Source organism: Streptomyces griseoloalbus (genome assembly GCA_014650015.1).
GTDB classification, from domain to species: domain Bacteria; phylum Actinomycetota; class Actinomycetes; order Streptomycetales; family Streptomycetaceae; genus Streptomyces; species Streptomyces griseoloalbus.
On the sequence record BMUD01000012.1, the window covers coordinates 134,768 to 155,048 of the forward strand.

Annotated in this window: 26 protein-coding genes; 8 read left to right on the forward strand and 18 right to left on the reverse strand. The window is 72.9% G+C overall.

Translation table 11 applies throughout. From position 1 onward, the window contains the following. Position 1 precedes the first annotated feature (1 nt). The 4 genes from IE178_RS19530 to IE178_RS19545 all read right to left on the reverse strand — a co-directional run bounded on the left by IE178_RS19530 (position 2) and on the right by IE178_RS19545 (position 4,109). The gene (locus IE178_RS19530; RefSeq protein ID WP_184763007.1) at positions 2-745 is read right to left on the reverse strand and encodes a glycerophosphodiester phosphodiesterase family protein; all 744 of its coding nucleotides are present in this window, start codon (positions 743-745) and stop codon (positions 2-4) included. A gap of 80 nt (positions 746-825) precedes the next feature. Further along, a complete protein-coding gene (locus IE178_RS19535; protein ID WP_184763006.1) occupies positions 826-1,254 on the reverse strand; it encodes an OsmC family protein in 429 nt (142 codons plus the stop codon). A gap of 256 nt (positions 1,255-1,510) precedes the next feature. Continuing rightward, the gene (locus IE178_RS19540; protein ID WP_193513207.1) at positions 1,511-3,586 is read right to left on the reverse strand and encodes a phage holin family protein; all 2,076 of its coding nucleotides are present in this window, start codon (positions 3,584-3,586) and stop codon (positions 1,511-1,513) included. Between the two features lie 121 nt (positions 3,587-3,707). Further along, positions 3,708-4,109, reverse strand: a complete 402-nt coding sequence (locus IE178_RS19545) for a hypothetical protein (protein ID WP_184763004.1) — start codon at positions 4,107-4,109, stop codon at positions 3,708-3,710. An 82-nt stretch (positions 4,110-4,191) separates the two neighbouring features. On the opposite strand from IE178_RS19545, the gene IE178_RS19550 reads away from it, so the two are divergent. Both IE178_RS19550 and IE178_RS19555 read left to right on the forward strand, forming a co-directional pair. Continuing rightward, positions 4,192-4,965, forward strand: coding sequence for an MBL fold metallo-hydrolase (locus tag IE178_RS19550; RefSeq protein ID WP_193513208.1), 774 nt, complete (start codon positions 4,192-4,194; stop codon positions 4,963-4,965). Positions 4,966-5,012: 47 nt separating this feature from the next. Then, positions 5,013-5,636: a DedA family protein gene (locus tag IE178_RS19555; RefSeq protein WP_193513279.1), complete on the forward strand. Its 624-nt coding sequence runs from the start codon at positions 5,013-5,015 to the stop codon at positions 5,634-5,636. 51 nt (positions 5,637-5,687) lie between these two features. Here the strand turns inward: IE178_RS19555 and IE178_RS19560 are convergent, their stop codons facing one another. From IE178_RS19560 to IE178_RS19580, 5 genes are all read right to left on the reverse strand, one after another. Continuing rightward, the gene (locus tag IE178_RS19560) at positions 5,688-6,872 is read right to left on the reverse strand and encodes an MBL fold metallo-hydrolase (protein WP_193513209.1); all 1,185 of its coding nucleotides are present in this window, start codon (positions 6,870-6,872) and stop codon (positions 5,688-5,690) included. Further along, a complete protein-coding gene (locus IE178_RS19565) occupies positions 6,869-8,116 on the reverse strand; it encodes an aminotransferase class I/II-fold pyridoxal phosphate-dependent enzyme (protein ID WP_184763001.1) in 1,248 nt (415 codons plus the stop codon). Before IE178_RS19565 ends, IE178_RS19560 begins: the two co-directional genes overlap by 4 nt. Positions 8,117-8,270: 154 nt before the next feature. Beyond that, positions 8,271-9,050 (reverse strand): hypothetical protein, encoded by a 780-nt coding sequence (locus IE178_RS19570; protein ID WP_193513210.1) that lies wholly within the window; start codon positions 9,048-9,050, stop codon positions 8,271-8,273. A gap of 137 nt (positions 9,051-9,187) precedes the next feature. Next, positions 9,188-9,985, reverse strand: a complete 798-nt coding sequence (locus IE178_RS19575; RefSeq protein ID WP_193513211.1) for an RNA polymerase sigma factor SigF — start codon at positions 9,983-9,985, stop codon at positions 9,188-9,190. Between the two features lie 143 nt (positions 9,986-10,128). Beyond that, entirely contained in the window at positions 10,129-10,335 is a 207-nt protein-coding gene (locus IE178_RS19580; RefSeq protein WP_193513284.1) for a hypothetical protein, read from the reverse strand. 91 nt (positions 10,336-10,426) lie between these two features. On the opposite strand from IE178_RS19580, the gene IE178_RS19585 reads away from it, so the two are divergent. From IE178_RS19585 to IE178_RS19595, 3 genes are all read left to right on the forward strand, one after another. After that, positions 10,427-10,819 carry a DUF2795 domain-containing protein gene (locus tag IE178_RS19585; protein ID WP_184762999.1) on the forward strand — a complete coding sequence of 131 codons (393 nt, stop codon included), beginning with the start codon at positions 10,427-10,429 and terminating at the stop codon, positions 10,817-10,819. Between the two features lie 89 nt (positions 10,820-10,908). Further along, a complete protein-coding gene (locus IE178_RS19590) occupies positions 10,909-11,373 on the forward strand; it encodes a CBS domain-containing protein (RefSeq protein WP_184762998.1) in 465 nt (154 codons plus the stop codon). Between the two features lie 7 nt (positions 11,374-11,380). Next, positions 11,381-11,935: a type 1 glutamine amidotransferase domain-containing protein gene (locus IE178_RS19595; protein ID WP_193513212.1), complete on the forward strand. Its 555-nt coding sequence runs from the start codon at positions 11,381-11,383 to the stop codon at positions 11,933-11,935. Positions 11,936-12,078: 143 nt separating this feature from the next. On the opposite strand, the gene IE178_RS19600 is transcribed toward IE178_RS19595, so the two are convergent. Beyond that, positions 12,079-12,366, reverse strand: a complete 288-nt coding sequence (locus tag IE178_RS19600) for a DUF6158 family protein (RefSeq protein ID WP_193513213.1) — start codon at positions 12,364-12,366, stop codon at positions 12,079-12,081. A 63-nt stretch (positions 12,367-12,429) separates the two neighbouring features. On the opposite strand from IE178_RS19600, the gene IE178_RS19605 reads away from it, so the two are divergent. Next, positions 12,430-13,542 (forward strand): baeRF2 domain-containing protein, encoded by a 1,113-nt coding sequence (locus IE178_RS19605; RefSeq protein WP_193513214.1) that lies wholly within the window; start codon positions 12,430-12,432, stop codon positions 13,540-13,542. Between the two features lie 65 nt (positions 13,543-13,607). Here IE178_RS19605 and IE178_RS19610 read toward each other — a convergent pair whose 3' ends face one another. Beyond that, positions 13,608-15,227, reverse strand: a complete 1,620-nt coding sequence (locus IE178_RS19610; protein ID WP_193513215.1) for an ABC-F family ATP-binding cassette domain-containing protein — start codon at positions 15,225-15,227, stop codon at positions 13,608-13,610. Positions 15,228-15,376: 149 nt separating this feature from the next. Between IE178_RS19610 and IE178_RS19615 the strand changes: the two genes are divergently transcribed. Both IE178_RS19615 and IE178_RS19620 read left to right on the forward strand, forming a co-directional pair. Beyond that, positions 15,377-16,198 (forward strand): class I SAM-dependent methyltransferase, encoded by an 822-nt coding sequence (locus tag IE178_RS19615; protein ID WP_193513216.1) that lies wholly within the window; start codon positions 15,377-15,379, stop codon positions 16,196-16,198. A 42-nt stretch (positions 16,199-16,240) separates the two neighbouring features. After that, positions 16,241-16,411 carry a hydrophobic protein gene (locus tag IE178_RS19620; protein WP_184762992.1) on the forward strand — a complete coding sequence of 57 codons (171 nt, stop codon included), beginning with the start codon at positions 16,241-16,243 and terminating at the stop codon, positions 16,409-16,411. A gap of 81 nt (positions 16,412-16,492) precedes the next feature. Here IE178_RS19620 and IE178_RS19625 read toward each other — a convergent pair whose 3' ends face one another. The 7 genes from IE178_RS19625 to IE178_RS19655 form a co-directional block, all read right to left on the reverse strand. After that, the gene (locus tag IE178_RS19625) at positions 16,493-16,756 is read right to left on the reverse strand and encodes a gas vesicle protein K (RefSeq protein WP_193513280.1); all 264 of its coding nucleotides are present in this window, start codon (positions 16,754-16,756) and stop codon (positions 16,493-16,495) included. Between the two features lie 140 nt (positions 16,757-16,896). Further along, positions 16,897-17,085 (reverse strand): gas vesicle protein, encoded by a 189-nt coding sequence (locus IE178_RS19630; RefSeq protein WP_193513217.1) that lies wholly within the window; start codon positions 17,083-17,085, stop codon positions 16,897-16,899. Then, positions 17,082-17,861: a GvpL/GvpF family gas vesicle protein gene (locus IE178_RS19635; RefSeq protein WP_193513218.1), complete on the reverse strand. Its 780-nt coding sequence runs from the start codon at positions 17,859-17,861 to the stop codon at positions 17,082-17,084. Before IE178_RS19635 ends, IE178_RS19630 begins: the two co-directional genes overlap by 4 nt. Continuing rightward, positions 17,858-18,193 (reverse strand): gas vesicle protein, encoded by a 336-nt coding sequence (locus IE178_RS19640; protein WP_184762989.1) that lies wholly within the window; start codon positions 18,191-18,193, stop codon positions 17,858-17,860. Before IE178_RS19640 ends, IE178_RS19635 begins: the two co-directional genes overlap by 4 nt. Next, the gene (locus tag IE178_RS19645) at positions 18,190-19,362 is read right to left on the reverse strand and encodes an SRPBCC family protein (protein ID WP_193513219.1); all 1,173 of its coding nucleotides are present in this window, start codon (positions 19,360-19,362) and stop codon (positions 18,190-18,192) included. Before IE178_RS19645 ends, IE178_RS19640 begins: the two co-directional genes overlap by 4 nt. After that, entirely contained in the window at positions 19,359-20,018 is a 660-nt protein-coding gene (locus IE178_RS19650) for a DNA primase (RefSeq protein WP_193513220.1), read from the reverse strand. The genes IE178_RS19645 and IE178_RS19650 overlap by 4 nt, the downstream gene beginning before the upstream one ends. Then, on the reverse strand, positions 20,015-20,281 hold the full coding sequence (locus IE178_RS19655) for a gas vesicle protein GvpG (RefSeq protein WP_193513221.1): 267 nt from the start codon (positions 20,279-20,281) through the stop codon (positions 20,015-20,017). The genes IE178_RS19650 and IE178_RS19655 overlap by 4 nt, the downstream gene beginning before the upstream one ends.

The window sequence follows — 20,281 nt, forward strand, 5'->3', positions numbered from 1 at the left end:
GTCAACGGGAGGGCCGCACGTCCGTGTGGTCGCGCAGTTCCACGGCGCGGCGGGGGCGGTCGGTGATCAGCACGTCCACGCGCGGGTCGCCGAGGAAGCCGCGCAGCGCCGCGTCCTCGTTGACCGTCCACACCATGGTGAACAGTCTGTTACGGGCCGCCTCGCGCAGCACGGTGGCGCGGGCCAGACGCTGGTGCACGGCGACCCCGTGGGCCCCGCAGGCGCGGACCCGGCGCATGGGCAGCAGTTCGCTGAGCCTCGTCGGCACCAGGCGGCGCCGGCCGATGTCCTTGCCGTCGCGGCCGAGGGACAGCGCGGTGCGTACACGCGGGTGGGCCGCGGTGATGGCGGCGACGGACCGGTCCTCCAGGGTGGTGGCGACGAATCCGTCCTCGCCGAGCAGGGCGATCGCGCGGTCGATCAGCTCCCGCTCGTGGCCGGTCTCCTTCAGGTCCAGGTGCCCGACGAGCTTCCCGGCGACCAGCTCCATGACGTCCTCCACGACGGGCACGGGGTGTCCGGCACGCTCGTTCAGTTCGGCGTGGGTGAGCGTGGACAGCAGCGGGCCGGTGTGCCGTACCCGGGGGTCGTGGTGGACGACGAAGACCCCGTCCGCGGTGCGCCGGACGTCGATCTCGACGTACTCCGCGCCGGACGCGAGCGCGTCCTCGTACGCCTCCCAGGTCGCCGGGGCGGCGCGCTCGGAGCCGCCCCGGTGGGCGGAGACGGCGGGGCGTGGCGTCATGGTGGTCGGCTCCGGAAGGGGACGTGCCGCAGGCCGCCCCGGAAGGGAGCGGCCTGCGGTGGTTCGGCGCGGCGAGCGGGTCAGGCGAGCTTCGCCGTCAGGGTGATGTTCGTGCCCTTCAGGGCCTGGCTGACGGGGCAGTTCACCTTGGCGTCCTCGGCCGCGGCGACGAAACCGGCCTCGTCCAGGCCGGGAACGGTGCCCTCGACGGTGAGGTGGATGCCGGTGATGCCCTCACCGGGCACGAAGGTGACGTCCGCGGAGGTCGTCAGACGGGTCGGCGGGGTGCCGGCCTTGTCGAGGCCGTTGGAGAGGGCCATCGAGAAGCAGCTGGAGTGCGCGGCGGCGATCAGCTCCTCCGGGCTGGTCTTGCCGTTCGCCTCCTCGGCGCGCGACGCCCAGGTGACCGGCTGCTCACCGATGCTGCCGGAGGAGTCGAAGGCGACGACCCCGCTGCCCTTGAACAGGTTGCCTTCCCAAACGGTGTGTGCGGAGCGCGTGGCTGCCATGACGCATCCTTTCGAAATGTCCGGCCGTGTGTCCGGCGGTGCTCGGTCCGGGAGCCGGTGTCACCCGGTTCCCGCCCCCATCCGATCACATCACGGCTCAACTCACCCGGAAGACGGGCCCTCTCCCGGGGAAACGGCAGGTGAGCGCCCGGCGGCGTCAGGTACGCGCGCTCGCGGGACGTCCACCCGGCCGTCGGGGATGGCGCGGACGGGCGGGTGCCGCGGTCGTCGCTCCGCCGTGGGCGGGACGTCGGGCTCAGGCCGCGCGTTCCCGGTCCGGCGTCGCGGGCAGTTCCGCCTCGTCCGACTCGGTCATCCAGCGGCGCAGCACCTGGTGGATGTGCTCGGCCCCGGCGAGTTCCGCTCCGTCGGCGACCGGTTGGGACAGCGCCAGCGGGGACAGCAGGAAGGGACGGGACTGGGCGCCGCCGAGGCCGCCGTGGGAGCCGATCTGCTCCTCGAAGGCGAGGACCTCGCCGTCGGCGGGGTCGTGGAAGGAGTTGACCATGATGTCGGCGGTGTGCGGGAAGGTATGGGTGCGGCGTACGACGTCGGCGGCGCCGGCGCCGAACGCGGCGAGCGGTCCGGGGTTGTCGTCCAGCTCGTCCAGCGGGATCTCCGCGCCGTACGCGCCGAGCACGACCCCGCCGTGACGTTCGCTGCGGACGAGGAGGAAGCCGATGCCGGGATGGTTGGCGAGGGTCGGCAGCAGCGCGGGGTGGCGGGCGTCGATCTCCTCCTTGGTCATCCGGTGCGGCACGTCCGGGAAGGAGACCAGGCCCAGGTTGCCGGAGGCCAGCACGACGGGTTCCGAGCCGCGGGTGGGCCGGAAGTGCTCGGCTCCCTCCTCCACGGGCCGGCGCAGCGCCGCCCGGACGGCCGCGCGGGCCTCCGCGCCGCTGTGGGTACGCCGGGCCCGGCGCGGCACGGGCAGTCCGCAGCCGGCCCGCACCAGGTCGCCGAGGGTGAGGCCGTAGCGGGAGCGGAAGGTCTCGCCGGGGCTCTGCCCGTGGTCGGAGAGGACGACGAGCCGGTACGGGCGGGGGGCGTGCTCGGCGACGTTCTCGATCAGGGCGAGGGCGCGGTCGAGGCGCTGGAGGACCTTCTCGGCGTCCCGGCTCGCCGGCCCGGAGTGGTGGGCGACCTCGTCGTAGGCCACCAGGTCGGCGTAGACGGCCGTACGGCCGGCGAGCAGGTCGCCCGTCACGGCGGCGACGACGACGTCCCGTTCGACGACGGTGGCGAAGGCGCGGACGAACGGGTAGAGCCCGCCGCGCGAGACGCGCGGGCGCTGCTTGCGCAGCCGGGTCCGGGTGGACTGGCCGATCTCGCGGCACACCTCGGCGATGAAGGACAGCGCGGTGCGCACGGCGTTGGCGGGGTCGGAGAAGTAGGCGAAGTAGCCCGCCCGGGAGCGGGCCGCCGGACCGCGCCGGCGGGTGGCGATGGACAGCACCAGGGCCTGTTCGCCGGCGCCGCCGCCGAAGAGGTTCCCGCGGCTGGCGCCGTCGGTGGCGAGCAGCCCGGCGTGCCCCGCGTACTCGATGGCGCGGGCCTGGAGCTCGGCGGCGCTGGTGGGCCGGTTGCAGACCATCACCTCGCGGCGGGCCTTCTCGTACCAGCGGAAGGCGGGGACGTCGTGGTTGCTGCCGTGCAGGATGCCGAGCTGGCTGGCGCCGGTCTGGCTGGACCAGTCGGTGCGCCAGGGGGTGAGTCGGTGGCTGGGACGGTCGCCGCCGGTTGCGGTGCCGAGCCAGCGGGCGACGGTGGGCATCAGCCCCTTGCCGACGGCGTCCAGCAGCACGTCGTGGCCGACGCCGTCGAGTTGCAGGAAGACGGTGCCGGAGGTCGGCGGGCAGGGCGGGGTGGAGCGCCGTCTGCGGTCGGCCAGGCGGTACAGGCGACGGCGGTAGGCGTCGTCGTCGCGTACGGCGAGGGCGGCGCCGGTGGCGGAGGCGACCGCGGACATCACCGCGGCGACCACGACCGCCGTCTCCGGTGCCGCGGCGCCCCGTTCGACCGGGTTGACGCGCAGGGCCAGCCACAGCAGCGCGCCGTTGAGGAAGAACACCAGCAGCCCGAGCACGAGCGCCGGAACGAGCAGCAGCAGGCGCACGAGCAGCGGCCACACCAAGGCGGAGAGCAGGCCGAAGGCGCCCGCGCCGAGCGCGGCGGTGACCGCGATGTCGGTGGCGCTGTCGCCGTCCGCCGAGCGCAGGCGGAAGTCCGGGAGGATCCCGGCGAGCAGCAGCATGGTGAGCGTGGAGACCGCCCACACGGCGACACTCCGCCCGATCTGACTGGCGACCCGTCGCCACCGCTCGCCCCGCACGCCCCGCACACCTCGCGTCCCGGTCCGTCCGTCACCGTGACGGACGGGCCCTAGCCCGTACCCACCCTGCCACAACGACCGGAAGAGGCATTCTGTCCCCGGTCACGCAGGTCACCGGGTCTCAGCGGCCGTCGTAGCCGGCCGTCGGCATGGACAGCCTGCGGTGCACACACGCCTTCATCGCCGCGTCGTACGACGGTTCGGCGCGGCCCACCGTCTCCACGCGCACCCCGCGCCGCGCGCACTCCGCGGCGAACTCCTCGACGGAGGACAGGGCACGCTCCAGTACCCGCAGGCTGGGCGCCACGAACAGATCGGTGCCGGGCCGCACGCCCTCCCACAGCAGGCAGTGATCCGGGCGCAGTCCCCGCACGAGGAGTTCCCGGGCCACCACGTAGCCGTGTTCGGCGGCCCAGCGCGCGCACATGGCGTGCTGGCTGCGGGAGTCCACCAGGAAGGGATCGGCGTCCAGTTCCACCAGCGGTGTCAGACTCGCGATCGCCGTCACCCGTACCGGCCCCATGGCGTCCCCCTCACCTCCGGTTTCGTCGCCGACCCTACTCCTGCACGTAGGCTGCGGGGAGTCGCGCGAAGGAGGCGGAGAAGTGCCGGTGGAGATCACCTGGTGGGGTCACGCCACTTGCACGGTCGAGGACTCGCACACCCGCGTGCTCACCGACCCCCTGTTCGCCCGCAGGCTGGCGCATCTGCGGCGCCGGCGCGGCGCGGTGCCCCCGGCCGAGGCCCGGCAGGCGGACGTGGCCCTGGTCTCCCATCTGCACGCGGACCATCTGCACGTGCCCTCGCTCGCCCGGCTCGCCCCGGGCACACGCCTGCTCGTGCCCCGGGGCGCACGACGCGCGGTGCCGGGGCTGCGCCGGCTCACGCATCTCGTGGTGAGCGAGGTGGCGCCCGGCGATGTGACGACGGTCGGCGGGCTGGCCGTACGGGCCGTGCCCGCGCGGCACGACGGTCGGCGGCTGCCGGTCGGACCGCACCGCTCCCCCGCCCTCGGCTATGTCCTGGAGGGTGAGGCGCGGACGTACTTCGCCGGGGACACCGGACTGTTCGACACGATGGCCAAGGAGGTCGGGCCGGTCGACGTGGCGCTGCTCCCGGTGGGCGGCTGGGGTCCGTACCTCGGCGAGGGCCATCTGGACGCGGGACGGGCGGCCGAGGCGCTGGCCCGGCTGGGGGCGTCCAGCGCGGTGCCGGTGCACTACGGCACGTACTGGCCGATCGGGATGGACGCCGTGCGCCCGCACGAATTCCACGCCCCCGGCCACGAGTTCGTGCGGCTGGCGGCCCGGCACGCACCCGACGTGACGGTGCACCGGCTCGGGCAGGGGGAGAGCGTGCGCCTGAAGGTCGCGCGGTGACACTCCCCGCCACCCTGAGCCAGGCGGCCGGTGCGTCACTCCTCCCGGTGGCCGCTCTGGCGGCGGTGCCGGCCGTGGCTCCGGAGTCCACCCAGCAGGCGATCGGTTATCCCTCGCTGTTCCTGCTGGTGCTGATCGGGGCGCTGGTGCCGGTCGTGCCGACGGGCGCGCTGGTGAGTTCGGCGGCGGTGGTCGCCTTCCACCGGACGGCACCGTTCTCGATGGCGCTGGTGTTCGTGACGGCGTCGCTGGCCGCGTTCCTCGGGGATGTGGCGCTGTACTGGCTGGGGCGGCGCGGGATGAAGTCGAAGAACGGCTCGCGCTGGCTGGAGGCGATCCGGGCGCGTGCGCCGGAGGACCGGCTGGCGCAGGCGCAGCACAAGCTCGCCGACCACGGGGTGGCGGTGCTGGTGCTGTCCCGGCTGATGCCGGCCGGGCGCCTGCCGGTGATGCTGGCCTGTCTGCTCGCGAAGTGGCCGATGCGCCGCTTCGTCCGCGGCAATCTGCCGGCCTGTCTGGCGTGGGCGGTGACGTACCAACTGATCGGTGTCCTCGGCGGCTCGCTCTTCGAGGAGCCGTGGGAGGGCGTGCTCGCGGCGATCGTGCTGACCGTGCTGATCAGCGTGGCCCCGAGTGTGTGGCGGCGGGTGCGGGGGACGACAGCGGGGTGACGTCGCCCCCCTCCGGTCGCCGCGGGGCGCCTGGTCACCGCGGGCGGGTGGTCACCGGAGGACGCGGGAGGCTCCCACCGGCAGGTCCCACAGGTCCTCGCGGGGCATGCCCGCCTTCTCCCAGGCGGCGCGCACGCGTGTGAGCGGCTCCAGGACCGGTTCCGCGGAGAGGACGAACGTGCCCCAGTGCATCGGGGCCATGCGGCGCGCACCGAGGTCCTGGGCGGCGCGGACCGCCTCCTCCGGATCGCAGTGGACGTCGGCCAGCCACCAGCGGGGGTCGTAGGCGCCGATGGGCAGCAGGGCGAGGTCGATACCCGGACAGCGGCGGCCGATACGGGAGAACCAGTGGCCGTAGCCGGTGTCGCCGGCGAAGTACACCCGCTGCCCGTCGGGGTCGGTGAGCACCCAGCCGCCCCACAGGGAGCGGCAGGTGTCGACGAGGGTGCGCTTGGACCAGTGGTGGGCCGGTACGAAGTCGAAGCGCACTCCGTCCAGTTCGGCGGCCTCCCACCAGTCGAGCTCGGTGACCCGGGTGAACCGGCGGCGGTGGAACCAGCGGGCGAGCCCGGCCGGCACGAACAGCGGGGTGTCGCGCGGGAGCCGGCGCAGGGTGGGGGCGTCGAGGTGGTCGTAGTGGTTGTGGCTGATGACGACCGCGTCCACGCGCGGCAGGGCGTCCCAGGCGACGCCGACGGGGGTGATACGGGCCGGGGTGCCGAGGATACGGCGGGACCAGACCGGGTCGGTGAGCACGGTGAGCCCGCCGATCCGCACGACCCAGCTCGCGTGGCCCGCCCAGGTGACGGCGACCGTGCGGGCGTCCACGCGGGGCAGCGGCGCGGGCGCGTAGGGCAGCCGGGGGATGTCGGCGAGGCCGTCCGCAGTGGGCCGTACGGCGCCCTCCCGGGCGAAGCGGGCGAGGGCCTTGAGGCCGGGCAGCGGGGCCGTCAGCCGGTCGTGGAAGGTACGCGGCCACACCCGGCGTTCGGCGAGCGGACGCGGTTCGGCCGGTGGGGGGTACGGGGGCGCGAGGGGGGAGGGGACGTCCGGGGCGTCGGGATTCGGGGCGCGCGTCGTCGGGGCGTGGACCGTCGGGGCGGGGGTTTTCGGGGCGGAGGTTTTCGGGGTGGGGGTTTTCGGGGTGGGGGTTTTCGGGGCGGAGGTTTTCGGGGTGGCCGCGCTCGGCGCTGTGGTCGTGGTCGTTCCGGTGGTCGACTCGGGCCGCTGCGTCATCGAGGGGACTCCCCTCGCCGAGCGTCGCCACGCAGATCGTCGAAGACCGATGTCAGACGGAGCAACGCGCGTCGTACCTGCGGCAGTTCCAGGGGCGCGGGTGAGCGCAGGGATTGCGCGCGCAGTTCCGCGGTGTCGCCCAGCAGCGGGGCGGTGGACAGCCGTACGCGCGGCACCTCGAGATCGTCGCCGAAGCGGTGACCGCCCGGAGCGGGCATGCCGAGGCGGGCGGTGAGGAAGTCCTCCAGTTCCTGGGCGTCACCGATGCCCCGCTCGGCCAGCGCGGGGGCCAGGGGCGTGAGGTCGACGTACAGGTGCCGACCGCAGGACGGGGGCCGGGCGACGGCTCCCGCGGCGACGACGGCGTGGTGCGCGGCGGCGGCCACGCGCGCGTGCAGACGGACGGTGCCGGCGACGCGCGCGGTGACCGGTTCGGGCTCGGACAGCGCGTACGCCGCCGCGGCGGCGACGGGGGCGGCGATCCGCGCGTCGAGTGCGGTGAGCACGTCGAGCACGCGCGCGTGGAGCGCGTTCGCCTCCCCGCCCGCCGGGAAGCGGGCCACCGCCGCCGGCCAGCCCGGCGGGAGCAGGGCGCCGGCCAGGTCGGTGACGACGGTGACCCGGTCGGGCAGCATCTCGGCGGGGCTGAGCAGCACGGTGCCGTGCGGGTCGTGCAGGGTGTCGCGCCAGGTCTCGTCGCTGACCAGGTGGAGCCCTTCGCCGACGGCCGCCTCGAGGGTCTCGTGCAGCAGTTCCGGCGGGGCCACGGTGGCGGTGGGGTCGTCGGCGACGGAGAGCACCAGCAGGCGCGGGTCGCCGCCCTCGGTACGCAGTCGGCGCACGGTCTCCAGCAGGGCGTACGGGTCGGGGACGCCGCCGCTCTCGGCCGGAGTCGGCACGTGGAAGGCGGGTCTGCCGAGCAGGCGGGCGTAGGGGGCCCACCAGGCGGCGCAGGGTCTGGGCACCAGGACGTCGCCGCCGATGGCGGCGGTGAGGGCCACCAGCAGGGAGGGGGCGCCCGGGCCGACCGCCATCCGCTCGGCAGCGGCGGGCAGTCCGCGCCGTTCGCCGTAGCCGCATGCGGCGTCCAGCAGGGCGGGGCCGCCCCCGACCGGCTCGGCGTCGCCGCGGGATGCCGCCGCGGCGAGTACGGCGGACAGTTCGGGCAGGACGGGCAGCCCGTCCTCGGGAGCGGACGGCCCGAAGCGCACGGGGCCGTGTCCTTCCGGGTCCGTCCGCCGCATCCCTACCTCCGCGCAGTCCCTGGTACCCGGGCGGTGTGCCCGGGCGCCCGCTCGTGCTCCAGGCGAGTCAGTACCCATCGTGCCGCGGGTCATGGCTGTCCGGACGGGTGGCGCGTTCCACGGCGTGGGCGGCGGCCGGGAAGGGCGGCCGACGTCAGCCGTCCGTGCGGGTGGTCCGGTCCCGGTACAGCCGGTGTGCGGCGGCGCCGACGGCGCCCGCGATCAGCAGGCCGCCGGCGGCCAGGGCGGGCACGGAATCGGTGAAGGCACCGCCCTCACCCGCGTGGACGCCGTGGTGCACGGGCGCGTCGGCGCAGTGGGTGCCCTTCGGCTCGGCTTCTTCCGACTCGGTGTCCTTCGGCGCGGTGCCCTTCCACTCGGTTTCCTTGGGCCCGGTTTCCTTCGGCTCCGTGTCCTTCGGCCCGGTCTCCTCGGACTCGGTCTCCGTCGACCCGGTTTCCTCCGGCCCGGTGCCCTTCGACTCGGTGTCGCTCGGCGCGGTGTGCTGCGGTTGCGGGGCGCTCGGTTCCACGGCCTTCCGTTCGGCGGGGTCGCTCGCCTGGGGAGCGGGGATCTCGCCTTCGGCGTCCCCGGGGGCGGGAACCTCGTCCGGAACGAGCTCCTCCAGAGCCGTGCCCTCCGGTACGGCGGCATCCGGTCCCAGCGCTTCCGGTTCGCGGACTCCGGGTTCGCGGGCTCCGGGTTCGCGGGCTCCGGGTTCGAGGCCTTCCGCCTCGGCGGCCCCCGGTGCGGTGTTCTTCGGCTCGTACCCCTCCCTCCCCTGCCCCTCCGGTTCCGGGCAGGGCGAGTGGGACGCGGTGCCCCAGGAGGGTTCGCTGCCCGGGACGGCTCCCGCGAACGCGGCCGGTGCGAGTGCGCCGAGGACGGTACCGGCGACGGCGGCGAGGGACAGGGCACGTGCGGTGCGGCGCATGGTGCGGGCTCCTTCGAGCGACGGCAGGGGCGCGGCGATCGGTCGCGCTCCACCGCCATCACAGCCCGCTCGTCGCTCCCCCGCGCGCGCTCGCCCACCATTGGCGGGACCGGGCACACCCGAGCGGGTGACGGGGGCTACGTCTCCCCGTCCCGCATGACCTGTTCCCGTACGCGGCCGCAGCAGCGGCTGATCAGGCGGGAGACATGCATCTGCGAGATGCCCAGCTCCTCGGCGATGCTGCTCTGCGTCATGTCGCCGAAGAACCGCATGTGGAGAATGGCCCGCTCCCGCTCCGGCAGTGCGGCCAGCCGCTCCTTGACCGCTTCGCGGTCGACCACGGTGTCCAGCGCCGGGTCGGGCGCTCCGAGGGCGTCGCCGAGCGAGTAGCCGTCGTCGCTGCCGGGCAGTTCGGCGTCCAGGGACAGCGCGGAGAAGCTCTCCAGTGCCTCCTGCCCCGCACGGACGTCGTCCTCGCTCAGATCGGCGTGCTCGGCGATCTCGGCCACGGTCGGCCGACGGCCGGGAATGGTCTGGGACAGGTCCTGTGCGGCGTGCCGGACGCGGTTGCGCAGATCCTGCACCCGGCGCGGTACGTGCAGGGTCCACATGTGGTCGCGGAAGTGTCGTTTGATCTCGCCGGTGATGGTCGGCACGGCGTAGCTCTCGAACGCGTTGCCGAGCTCGGGGTCGTAGCGGTCGACCGCCTTCACCAGACCGAGGGCGGCGACCTGGCGCAGGTCGTCGAAGGTCTCGCCACGGCTGCGGAACCGTCCCGCGAGGCGGTCGGCCATGGGCAGCCAGGCCTCGACGGTCCCGTCACGGAGCGCGTCGCGCTCCGGGCCGGGGGGCAGGGCCGCGAGCATGCGGAAGGCGGTCGCGGTGTCGGGGGCGTCGTCGTGCGGATGGCGCTTCGCGCTCGCTCGGGTCGGCATGGTGCGTCGCAACTCCCTCGGGTGGGGACGGACCGTCACCGTGGCGGGCGCACCGATCGGGACAGGGGCGCCCGCAGCGTCCTGATGCCGCTGCCACGGGCGTGCCTCCTGTCCGAAGCACTGCACCCGCGCCTGCCCCCGCTTCACTGCCCCAAACTCCGCAGCCCTGTTTCCCGGGGGTCGCTCGCGGGCGGCCGGGGCGGTAGCAGCAGGTCCTCGTAGCGGCCCAGCAGCAGGATCACGCCGAGCATGAGCAGGGGGATGAGCACGGCGAGCACCGCCATGGCCGGTCCTTTCCAGGAGGCGCGTGGGGGGCGTGCGATGCGGGTCTCCCACCGTCCGGCGGCCAAACCCGGGCGGTGACGATCCGGCTTCCGAACCCGGTGTCGGCTTGCGCTCCCCGGGTACGCGGTGCGCACCCCGAAGCATCTGGAGGGAGACATGCAGCGAGGCAGTGACCGGCTCAGCGTCCATCGCGACGACGAGATGAAGCACGAACTGCAGGGTCTGCTGAGGTCCGGGCACCCCACCCGCACCGAGGAGTGGCACGACCCGGAGCCGTTCGCCGACGACGATCCCGAGGTGGCGCACGGCCCGGTGACGCCGAGCCGCGGCCCGACGTCAATGGAGTCCGTACGACTGGAGCTGGCCAGGATCCTGGGCCGCGGGGCCTTCCCCGCGGGTCCGCGCGAGCTGATGCGCACCCTGGACCGGCGGTACGCGCCCGACGCGCTCATCGAGGCGCTGGAGCGGCTGCCGCGCCAGGCACGCTACGGCAGCGTCCAGGAGCTGGCCGAGGCACTGACCCGGTCCCGGGAGACCGAGACCGCGTGACCGGCCGATGAGGGCGCCGCGCCGGGGCGGTCGTACGGCGGTCGGACGCGGCGCCCCACGGGCCGGGATCCGGAGGGAGGGCCTCAGTGATGGCCGAGTTCGTCAAGGACGTGATGACACCGGGCGTGGTCGCCGTACGCCCGGACGCCTCGATCGTCGAGGCGGCGCAGTTGATGCGCGCCCAGAACATCGGCGACGTCGTCGTGGCCGACGGGCAGCGGGTCGTCGGCGTGCTCACCGACCGCGACATCACGGTCCGGTCGGTCGCCGAGGGAGCGGACCCGCTCGGTGTGAGTGTCGGGTCGGTGTGCACCCCTGACCCGCTGACGCTCGCCCCGGACGATCCGGTGTCCTCGGCCGTCGCCCTGATGCGTGAGCACGCGATACGCCGGATTCCCGTGGTCGAGGGCGGTCTGCCCGTCGGGCTGGTGAGTCTCGGCGATCTGGCCGAGGCCCGGGACCCCGGATCGGCGCTGGCCGACATCAGCCGTGCGGAGCCGGACGAGAGCGGCGTAGCCGGACGCGAGCCGCCGAAAGCAGACGAAGGGATGTAGGACCACCATGCGCATCGCATTTCTGACCGCGCCCGAGGGCGTCGAGCAGGTGGAATTGACCGAGCCGTGGAAGGCGGCCGTGGACGCCGGTCACGAGGCCGTGCTCGTGTCGACGAGCCCGGGCACGATCCAGGCGTTCGACCATCTCGACAAGGCGGACACCTTCCCCGTGCAGGAGGTCGTCGGCGAGACGTCGGCGGACTCCTTCGGCGGGCTGGTGCTGCCGGGCGGGGTGGCCAATCCGGACTTCCTGCGCATGGACGCGAAGGCCGTCGCGTTCGTGCGGGACTTCTTCGAACAGGGCCGGCCGGTCGCGGCGATCTGTCACGCCTCCTGGACCCTGGTCGAGGCCGACGTCGTGCGGGGCCGTGAGCTGACCAGCTGGCCGAGCCTGCGCACCGACATCCGCAACGCCGGCGGGACGTGGGTCGACGAGCAGGTGAAGGTCTGCGACCACGGGCCGAACAAGCTGGTCACCAGTCGCAAGCCGGACGATCTGAAGGCGTTCTGCGAGACGTTCCTGGACGTGTTCGCGGCGGAAGGGGCCGCCCAAGGGGTCTGAGGTCTCGTCCCGTGCGGGACGCTGCTCCGGGGCTCGCGTGGGTGCGGGCCCCGGTCGCGGATCCGGGGACCTCGGTCGCCGGTCCGGGCACCTCCGTCACCGATCCGGGGGCCTCCGGCGGCCGGGCTCGGGTGTCCGGGACGTCAGGTGTCCGGAGTCGTGGGCGTCGTCGTGTCCGCGGCGCCCCGTTCGCGGGCTCCCTCACGGGTGCGGCCCGCGGCCACCGGGCGGCGCGGGTTGCGGCGCAGATACTCGCCCTCCAGCTGCGCCATCCGCTCGTTGTGGGCCCGCAGCGCGTCGTTGGAGCCGTACAGCAGCGTGTCGTGGCGCGTGCGGTGGATGGTTTCCAGCTCCTTCATGAGCTGCTGGTCGTCCAGGCGGCTCGGCTCGACTCCGGTCATGGTGGTGCCCCGCTCGTCGTGTGCGTTCATGCGGTACGGGTACCCGCCCGGCCGGCGACAGGCACTACCTCGAACGGCAACCGGGAGGGAGCCATGGAACTCGCTTTCCTGCATCCACTCTACGAACGTCCCGGCCCCTGGGCCTCCGTCTACGTCGACACCTCCCGGCACACGGAGCACACGCCCCATGAGCGGCAGCTGACGGCGCAGGCGATGGCCCAGGAACTGGCGGACCAGGGCGCGGACGAGGCGACCTGCCAGGCGGTGCGACGCGCGCTCGAGGAACTGCGGCACTCCACGGAACCGCACGGCCGCGCCGTGTTCGCCCGGGACGGCGAGGTGGTGCTCGACCCGCCGCTGGCCCGCTCCCCCCGGCGGGACTGGGCGCAGTGGGCGCCGCTGCCCAGGGTCGCACCCCTGCTGGAGCTGGCCGGCGAGGACCCCGTGTGCGTGGTCGCCTACGTCGACCGCAAGGGGGCGGACTTCGAGTTGCGCAGTTCCCTGGGCCGGGACGACGTCGGCGGTGTCACCGGGCGCCAGTGGCCCCTGCACCGGACCGGCTCCGTCGACTGGTCGGAGCGCCATTTCCAGCTGCGGGTGGAGAACACCTGGGAGCACAACGCGGCGGAGATCGCCGACTCGCTCGCCGTCTGCCAGGAGGAGACCGGGGCCGACCTGCTGATCCTCGTCGGTGACGACCGCGAGCAGCGGTCCGTTCACGAGCGGCTGCCGCGGCGGCTGCACGATCTGGTGGTCGAGGCCTCGCGCGGCGCCGGCAGCCGGCTGCTCGACGAGGACGTCGAGCGGATCCGCACGGAGCACATCCACGACCGTGCCGCCGCCGAGCTGGAGCGTTTCCTCGCCGCCCGCAGTCCCGACGACGCGGGCCGGTCGGGTGCCGTGGAGGGCGTTCCCGCGCTGATCGAGGCCGCTCGCGAGCACCGGATCGACGAGCTGCTGATCCGGCCGGACGGGGCGGACGCACACCGTGAGGTGTGGATCGGTGAGGATCCGGACCAGCTGGCGGTGCGGCGTACGGACCTGAAGGTCCTCGGTGAGCAGAACTCCTGGTCCGCGCGGGCGGACGACGCGCTGATCCGGTCGGCGGTCGCGACGGACGCGCCCGCGCTGGCGGTCAGCCTCGCACCGGACGCGCCGCAGGACGCGCCGGTCGGCGGGCTGGGGGCGCTGCTGCGCTGGAAGTGAGCCGCCCGGCCGGGGCCTGTCGGCGTGATCCGCCGGACAGGCCCCCACGCTGGTGATCAGTACACTCAGCGGGCTCGTTCCACCCGGCGTTCGTCCCACACCGGTTCGGGGGTCTCCCTGACCTGGCCGTCGCTGCCGAACACCAGGAACCGGTCGAAGGAACGGGCGAACCAGCGGTCGTGGGTGACGGCGACGACCGTGCCCTCGAATGCCTCCAGCCCCTCCTGCAACGCCTCGGCGGACTCCAGGTCGAGGTTGTCCGTCGGCTCGTCGAGCAGCAGGGCGGTGACGCCCTGGAGTTCCAGGAGCAGGATCTGGAAGCGGGCCTGCTGGCCGCCGGAGAGGCGGTCGAAGGTCTGCTCGGCCTGGCCGGTCAGCTCGTAGCGGCGCAGCCGCGACATGGCGGCACCACGGTCCTGGGAGTGTTCCTTCCACAGGACGTCCAGGAGCGTGCGGCCCTGCAGCTCGGGGTGGGCGTGCGTCTGCGCGAAGTGTCCGGGGACGACGCGCGCGCCGAGGCGCCACCCACCCGTGTGCGCCACGTCCTCACCGGCGAGCAGACGCAGGAAGTGCGACTTGCCGGAGCCGTTGGAGCCGAGCACGGCCACCCGCTCGCCGTAGAACACCTCCAGGTCGAAGGGTTTCATCAGACCGGTCAGTTCGAGCCGCTCGCAGGTGACCGCGCGCACCCCGGTACGGCCGCCCTTCAGACGCATCGTGATGTTCTGCTCACGAGGCGGCTCCGGCGGGGGCCCCGCCTCCTCGAACTTGCGCAGTCTGGTCTGGGCCGCCTGGTAGCGGGAGGCCATCTCGTGGCTGACCGACGCGGCCTGGCGCAGATTCAGTACGAGCTTCTTGAGCTGGGCGTGCTTCTCGTCCCAGCGCCGGCGCAATTCCTCGAAGCGGGCGAAGCGTTCACGGCGGGCCTCGTGGTACGTGGCGAAGCCGCCGCCGTGCACCCAGGTGTCGGCGCCGGTGGGGCTCGGCTCCAGGGAGACGATGCGTTCGGCGGCGCGGGCGAGGAGTTCGCGGTCGTGGGAGACGAACAGGACGGTCTTGCGGGTCTCCGTGAGCCGTTCCTCCAGCCAGCGCTTGCCGGGCACGTCGAGGTAGTTGTCCGGCTCGTCGAGGAGGAGGACCTGGTCGGTGCCGCGCAGGAGTGCCTCGAGGACCAGGCGCTTCTGTTCGCCTCCGGAGAGGGTGCGGACCTGGCGCCACTGCGCCTTGTCGTACGGGACGCCCAGCGCGGCCGTGGTGCACATGTCCCACAGCGTCTCGGCCTCGTAGCCCCGGGCCTCGGCCCAGTCGGCGAGGGCCTGCGCGTAACGGAGCTGGGCCGCCTCGTCGTCGACGGTCATGAGGGCGTGCTCGGCCTTGTCGACGGCGTGGGCCGCTTCCCGGATACGGGGCGTGGCGACGGAGACGAGGAGGTCGCGGACGGTCGTCTCGTCGCGCACGGAGCCGACGAACTGGCGCATGACGCCCAGGCCGCCGGTGACGGTGACGGATCCGCCGTGCGGCTTCAGCTCGCCGGCGAGCAGGCGGAGCAGGGTCGTCTTGCCCGCGCCGTTGGGCCCGACCAGGGCCGTCACGGCGCCTTCGCCCACCCGGAACGACACATCGCCCAGAAGCGCCCTCCCGTCGGGGAGGTAGTACTCGAGGTGTGCTGCTTCCAGGTGACCCATGGGGGGATTTTGCGGGTTCGTCGACGCCGGGGGCAAACGGGTTTCGGACAGCCGGCCGATCGCCCGAAAAGTGAGACGCGAGTCTCATTATTCGGGTGGTGCGCGTAGCGTGAGCGTCCTCCTACGAGAGTGGAAGGGGTGGGCTCGGCATGTCGGAAGCACGGGAGACCGCCGTCTACACGCACGGGCACCACGAGTCGGTGCTGCGGTCGCACACCTGGCGGACCGCCGAGAACTCGGCGGCCTATCTCCTCGGGGCGCTGAGGCCCCACATGCGGATCCTGGACATCGGATGCGGACCCGGGACGATCACGGCCGATCTGGCCGGGCTCGTTCCGGACGGGCACGTCACCGGTCTCGACCGGGAGCCGGGGATCCTCGAACGGGCCCGGACGGTGGCCGGCGAGCGGGGGCTGACGAACGTCGACTTCGCGGTGGGCGACGTGCACGCGCTGGACTTCCCGGACGACACGTTCTGCGTGGTGCACGCCCATCAGGTGCTGCAGCACGTGGGCGACCCGGTGCGGGCGCTGCGCGAGATGCGCCGGGTGACCCGGCCGGGCGGGTTCGTCGCCGTACGGGACTCGGACTACGCGGCGATGACCTGGTATCCGCTGTCGCCGGGCATGGACCACTGGCTGGATCTGTACCGGCGGGTGGCCCGGGCCAACGGGGGTGAGCCGGACGCGGGCCGGCGGCTGAAGTCCTGGGCGCTCGCCGCGGGCTTCACGGAGGTCACCGCCACCTCGGGCACCTGGACGTTCTCGACCGCGCGGGAGCGGGCCTGGTGGAGCGGTCTGTGGGCGGACCGCACCGTGGCGTCGGCCTATGCCGGGCGCGCCGTGGACGGGGGCCACGCCACCCGCGAGCAGCTGCGTGAGGTGGCCGCGGCCTGGCGGGAGTGGGGCGCGCGGGACGACGGCTGGTTCAGCGTGCTGCACGGGGAAATTCTCTGCCGCAAGGAGGCCTGAATCGCGTTGTACGGGCAATCAGAACGTCAGGAGGTTGACACTATGGTTCCCATTCTGCTCGTTCTGCTGCTGGCGCTGATCCTTTTCGGTGCCGGATTCGCGGTAAAGATTCTCTGGTGGATTGCCCTGGCGGTTCTGGTCGTGTGGCTGCTGGGATTCTTCATGCGCAGCACATCGGCAGGCGGGGGCAGGGGCCGCTGGTACAGGTGGTGAGATGACGAGAATTCCCCGGGACCTGGTCCCGGGGAATTTTCTATTTCCGCACTGCCGAATCACTCACCACCCACTCACGCCTCACTCGCGGGGAAGCAGCGGTCCGAGCGGCCCGAGGTCCAGATTCAGGTCCTCGGGCCGCAGTCCGTAGCGGTTCCGCAATTCCGCCATACGGTCCTCGAGCAGCATGAGGGTGAGCCCGACCCGCTCCTCCTGCTCCTCGGTCAGGCCCCCCTCGTCGAACCGGCGCACCGCCTGGCGTTCCATGAGCTGGCGCAGCAGTTCCACGACGGTGAGCACCAGTTTCACCAGGTCGCGCTCGACGGTGTCCGGCTCCAGGTCCAGCCGCTTGCGCCGGCTGCCGGGCGGCTCGACATGCGGCCCGGCAGGCGGCGGCTCGGCAAGCGGCTCGACATGCGGCCCGGCAGGCGGCTCGCCAAGCGGCTCGACATGCGGCTCCGCGGGCCGGTTGTCCGGGGCGGCGTTCAACGCGACTCCTCGAAGGGCGAGGGGACCTGCGCGTTCACCGAGCTGATGAGCGCGTTGAGGTCGATACGGACCAGATCGACATCCGCGATGCGCAGCGTGATGTCACCCGTGATGACGACTCCGCCGGCCAGGAGCCGGTCGAGCAGATCCACCAGAGCCACCTCGCGGCGTTCGACGACGGTCACGCCCCCTCCTCCCCGGCCGTTTCCTCACCGGCGAACGAATAGGCCGCCCAGGGGCCGGTGAGTTCGACACGCAGTCCGGGAGTGCCGTCCTTCGTCCGGTCCACCCTTTCGACGAATTCCTCGGATTCCGCGCGCGGGACGAGATAGGCGGCATTGAGCACATTGCGTCCGGAGGCGCCGGACAGGGTGGGATTCTGCGGTGCGTGCAGCCGGGAGTCCTCGGCACATTCCGAAAGGGTCTCGTGCAGCCGGGTCGCGAAGGACTCGGCCCGCTGCCACAGATCCTCCTGGGCTTTCGTCCGCATGCGCCGCTGTCGCAGGTAGTCACGGCCGGACGCCGGCTTCGGCGCGGGCGTGGCGGGCTCTTTTGGCGTGGGCTCCGGCTCGACGTACACCTTGACGCCCCACTCGACCCGGCCCTCTAGCCGGTCCAGGGTCCGCAGGAAGTTCTCCTCGCGCGCCTCGATCATCGACCGTACGCCGCTGTCGTCGCGGAACACGGTGCCGAGCCGCAGCGGCAGCGGGGTGGCGACGGTGGTGAGGGCGTCGATCACGCCCTGGTGGGCGCGGGCGACCGTGGTCAGCCAGTCGAGGTCCTCCAGATGCGCGCGCAGCGGTTCCTCGGCGAAGTCCGCCTCGGGTACGTGGCTGACGACCGCCACCAGATCGTGGTGGGGCAGCAGCCGGGGCGGGTCGCCTCCGACCCCGGTCAACTGTGCCTGGAGCGGTGTGCCGAAGGGCCGGCAGACCGCGTAGACGTACCGCAGTCCGGTCACGGCGCCTCCTCCTGTGCGCGGCGGGGCTCCAGCTCCTCCAGCCGGGCCAGTCGCTCACGCAACTCGGCGTTCTCCCTGGCCAGTTCGTCGCGACGGGCGCGTGAGGACAGCGCCGGGTCGGACTCCCACCAGTCGATTCCCATCTCCTTCGCCTTGTCGACGGAGGCGACGACGAGGCGCAGTTTGATGGTGAGCAGTTCGATGTCGAGCAGGTTGATGCGGATGTCGCCCGCTATCACGACGCCCTTGTCCAGCACCCTTTCCAGGATGTCGGCGAGATTGGCACCGCCGCCCTGCCCGTATGGCTCGGGAAGTCGGCTGGGGGTGGTCATCGGCGGCTCCGGCCCTCGGGGTACGCGTCCTCGGCGTCTTCCTCGACGTCTTCCTCGGCCTCGTCTTCCTCTTCCGGATACGCGTCCTCCTCGTACTCGTCAGCGGGTTCCTCGGGTGCCTGCTCCTCCCCGGATTCCTCCTCCTCGGACTCCGGCTCGTACTCCTCTTCCTCCTCGGACTCCGGCTCGTACTCCTCCTCGGGTTCCGTGCCGGATTCGTCCTCGGGCTCGGGTTCCTCGTCCTCTTCGTACGCCTCGGCGGGGGCTTCCTCCTCCTCCCCCTCCTCGGCGAGCGCGTCCTCGTGGCTGCGGACGACCTCGCCGTCGCGGATCTCGCCCCGCCAGCTGTCCTCGGCCTCACCCTTGAGGGTGATGAAGCGGGCGAAGTTCTTCAGGTCGAGCCGGGCGCGGCGGCCCTGGGCGCGCCAGATGTTCCCGGTCTTCTCGAAGAACCCCGTGGGGTAGTACTCGATGACCAGCAGGACGCGGGTGAGGTTGTCGGCGAGGCGGTGGAAGGAGACGACGCCCTTCGTCGTGCCCTTGGCGCCCTCCGAGGACCAGGCGATGCGGTCGTCGGGGATCTGTTCCGTGGTCTGCGCCTTCCAGCTGCGGCTGGACCAGAAGACCTTCAGCTGCCAGTCCGAGGTGGTGTCGTCGGACTTGTCGGCGTTCTTGACGCCCTTGGCGAAGGTGCTGAAGGTCTGGTACTGGGTCCACTGGTCGTAGGCCGTGCGCAGCGGGACCCCGATGTCGATGTGCTCGATGATGACGGTGGGCTTCTTGCCGGCCGAGCGCTTGCGTCCGCTCTTGCCTCCCCCCAGGTTCTTCAGGGCGCCCACCACGTTGTCCTTGGCCCGTGAGGCGCCGAGTTCGACGGCGGTGCGCAGCGGACCCTTTCCTTCGGCGATCTTGCGACCGCCGTCGACGGCGAGCTTGGCGAAGCCCGGGCTGTTGCCCTCGGCGATGTCGTTGAGCTTGTTCGTGGTCTCGCCGAGCTTCTGGCCGAGGCCGCTCAGCAGGCGGGTGGCCTGGGCCGCGAGGAAGTCCTGCAGCTCGGCCTTCAGGCGGTCGGCGGCCTCGCTGTGGGCCACGTCGGCGAGCGGGTTGTGTGGTGTCCGGCTCGCGCCGTCGCGGGCGGCGGAAGTCGCCCGTCCCAGGGTCTCGGTCATCGCTCACCGCCTCCCTTCGACGTACGTGAGCGGGCGCCCTCGGGCGCGGCGGCCGACTTCTTCGCCGCCGACTTCTTCGCGGCCGTCTTCTTGGCCGGGGCGGCCTTCTTCGCCGGTGCCTTCTTGGCGGCGGGCCTCTGGGCCGCCGCCTTGGCGGGGGCCTTCTTCGCCGCCCGCCCCGGGGCCGGCCCGTCCTCGCGGGCCGGCCTCTCCTCATCCCTCTCCTCATCCGGCTCGGCCGACGGCTCCCGGCCCTCTTCCTCCAGGTCCTCGGGTTCCTCGGCGTCCTCGGTGTCCTCGGTGTCCTCGGTGTCCGCCTCGGCCCGGTCCTGCGGGGCGGCGCCCGTCAGCCGGTTACGCATCTCGGCGGTACGGCCGTGCAGCCGGTCCGCGAGGGAGTCGAGCTGCCGCTCGACCAGTGCGCCGGAGGCCGCCTTGCCGACGCCGCGCAGCTCGCCGCGCAGCTGGTCACCGAGCTCCTTGAACTGCGGGTTGTCACGCAGCTGCTGGGACACCAGGTCCGCGACCATCCGCGGGCTCAGGTTCAGCTTCTTGCCGGCCACCAACCCGCCGACAGCGACCGCCGTCTTCAGTTTCCTCGTCCGTCCGAGGAGGTATCCGGCCCCGATCGCGAGGCCCAGTCCCATTCGATTCACTGTGGTGCCGTCCCGTCCTCCGCACCCGCGCCTGTGCGCGTCGCGGTCTCCAGCCGGTCGAGGAGTGCGTCCTCCTGGGTGTCGAACTCCTCCTCGGTGATCTCTCCGGCCTCCAGCAGCTCTTCCAGTCGGGCCAGCTCGGCACGGATCGTGGCGGGGTCGTAGTAGATACGTTCCGCCTCCTGCATCACCTGCCGAATGGCCCAGGCGCCGCCGCGCGCCGGGGCGAACGGCAGCAGCAGCACCTCCGAGATCAGGCCCAT

What these genes read in the sequence shown, in the direction of transcription:
- IE178_RS19530 (WP_184763007.1), bottom strand. Translation starts at nt 745, where the DNA reads ATGACGCCACGCCCCGCCGTCTCCGCCCACCGGGGCGGCTCCGAGCGC.
- IE178_RS19570 (WP_193513210.1), bottom strand. Translation starts at nt 9,050, where the DNA reads ATGCGCCGCACCGCACGTGCCCTGTCCCTCGCCGCCGTCGCCGGTACC.
- IE178_RS19655 (WP_193513221.1), bottom strand. Translation starts at nt 20,281, where the DNA reads ATGGGCCTGATCTCGGAGGTGCTGCTGCTGCCGTTCGCCCCGGCGCGC.
- IE178_RS19605 (WP_193513214.1), top strand. Translation starts at nt 12,430, where the DNA reads ATGGAACTCGCTTTCCTGCATCCACTCTACGAACGTCCCGGCCCCTGG.
- IE178_RS19600 (WP_193513213.1), bottom strand. Translation starts at nt 12,366, where the DNA reads ATGAACGCACACGACGAGCGGGGCACCACCATGACCGGAGTCGAGCCG.
- IE178_RS19545 (WP_184763004.1), bottom strand. Translation starts at nt 4,109, where the DNA reads ATGGGGCCGGTACGGGTGACGGCGATCGCGAGTCTGACACCGCTGGTG.
- IE178_RS19585 (WP_184762999.1), top strand. Translation starts at nt 10,427, where the DNA reads ATGCAGCGAGGCAGTGACCGGCTCAGCGTCCATCGCGACGACGAGATG.
- IE178_RS19620 (WP_184762992.1), top strand. Translation starts at nt 16,241, where the DNA reads ATGGTTCCCATTCTGCTCGTTCTGCTGCTGGCGCTGATCCTTTTCGGT.
- IE178_RS19535 (WP_184763006.1), bottom strand. Translation starts at nt 1,254, where the DNA reads ATGGCAGCCACGCGCTCCGCACACACCGTTTGGGAAGGCAACCTGTTC.
- IE178_RS19565 (WP_184763001.1), bottom strand. Translation starts at nt 8,116, where the DNA reads ATGCGGCGGACGGACCCGGAAGGACACGGCCCCGTGCGCTTCGGGCCG.
- IE178_RS19645 (WP_193513219.1), bottom strand. Translation starts at nt 19,362, where the DNA reads ATGACCGAGACCCTGGGACGGGCGACTTCCGCCGCCCGCGACGGCGCG.
- IE178_RS19595 (WP_193513212.1), top strand. Translation starts at nt 11,381, where the DNA reads ATGCGCATCGCATTTCTGACCGCGCCCGAGGGCGTCGAGCAGGTGGAA.
- IE178_RS19590 (WP_184762998.1), top strand. Translation starts at nt 10,909, where the DNA reads ATGGCCGAGTTCGTCAAGGACGTGATGACACCGGGCGTGGTCGCCGTA.
- IE178_RS19575 (WP_193513211.1), bottom strand. Translation starts at nt 9,985, where the DNA reads ATGCCGACCCGAGCGAGCGCGAAGCGCCATCCGCACGACGACGCCCCC.
- IE178_RS19610 (WP_193513215.1), bottom strand. Translation starts at nt 15,227, where the DNA reads ATGGGTCACCTGGAAGCAGCACACCTCGAGTACTACCTCCCCGACGGG.
- IE178_RS19640 (WP_184762989.1), bottom strand. Translation starts at nt 18,193, where the DNA reads ATGACCACCCCCAGCCGACTTCCCGAGCCATACGGGCAGGGCGGCGGT.
- IE178_RS19615 (WP_193513216.1), top strand. Translation starts at nt 15,377, where the DNA reads ATGTCGGAAGCACGGGAGACCGCCGTCTACACGCACGGGCACCACGAG.
- IE178_RS19560 (WP_193513209.1), bottom strand. Translation starts at nt 6,872, where the DNA reads ATGACGCAGCGGCCCGAGTCGACCACCGGAACGACCACGACCACAGCG.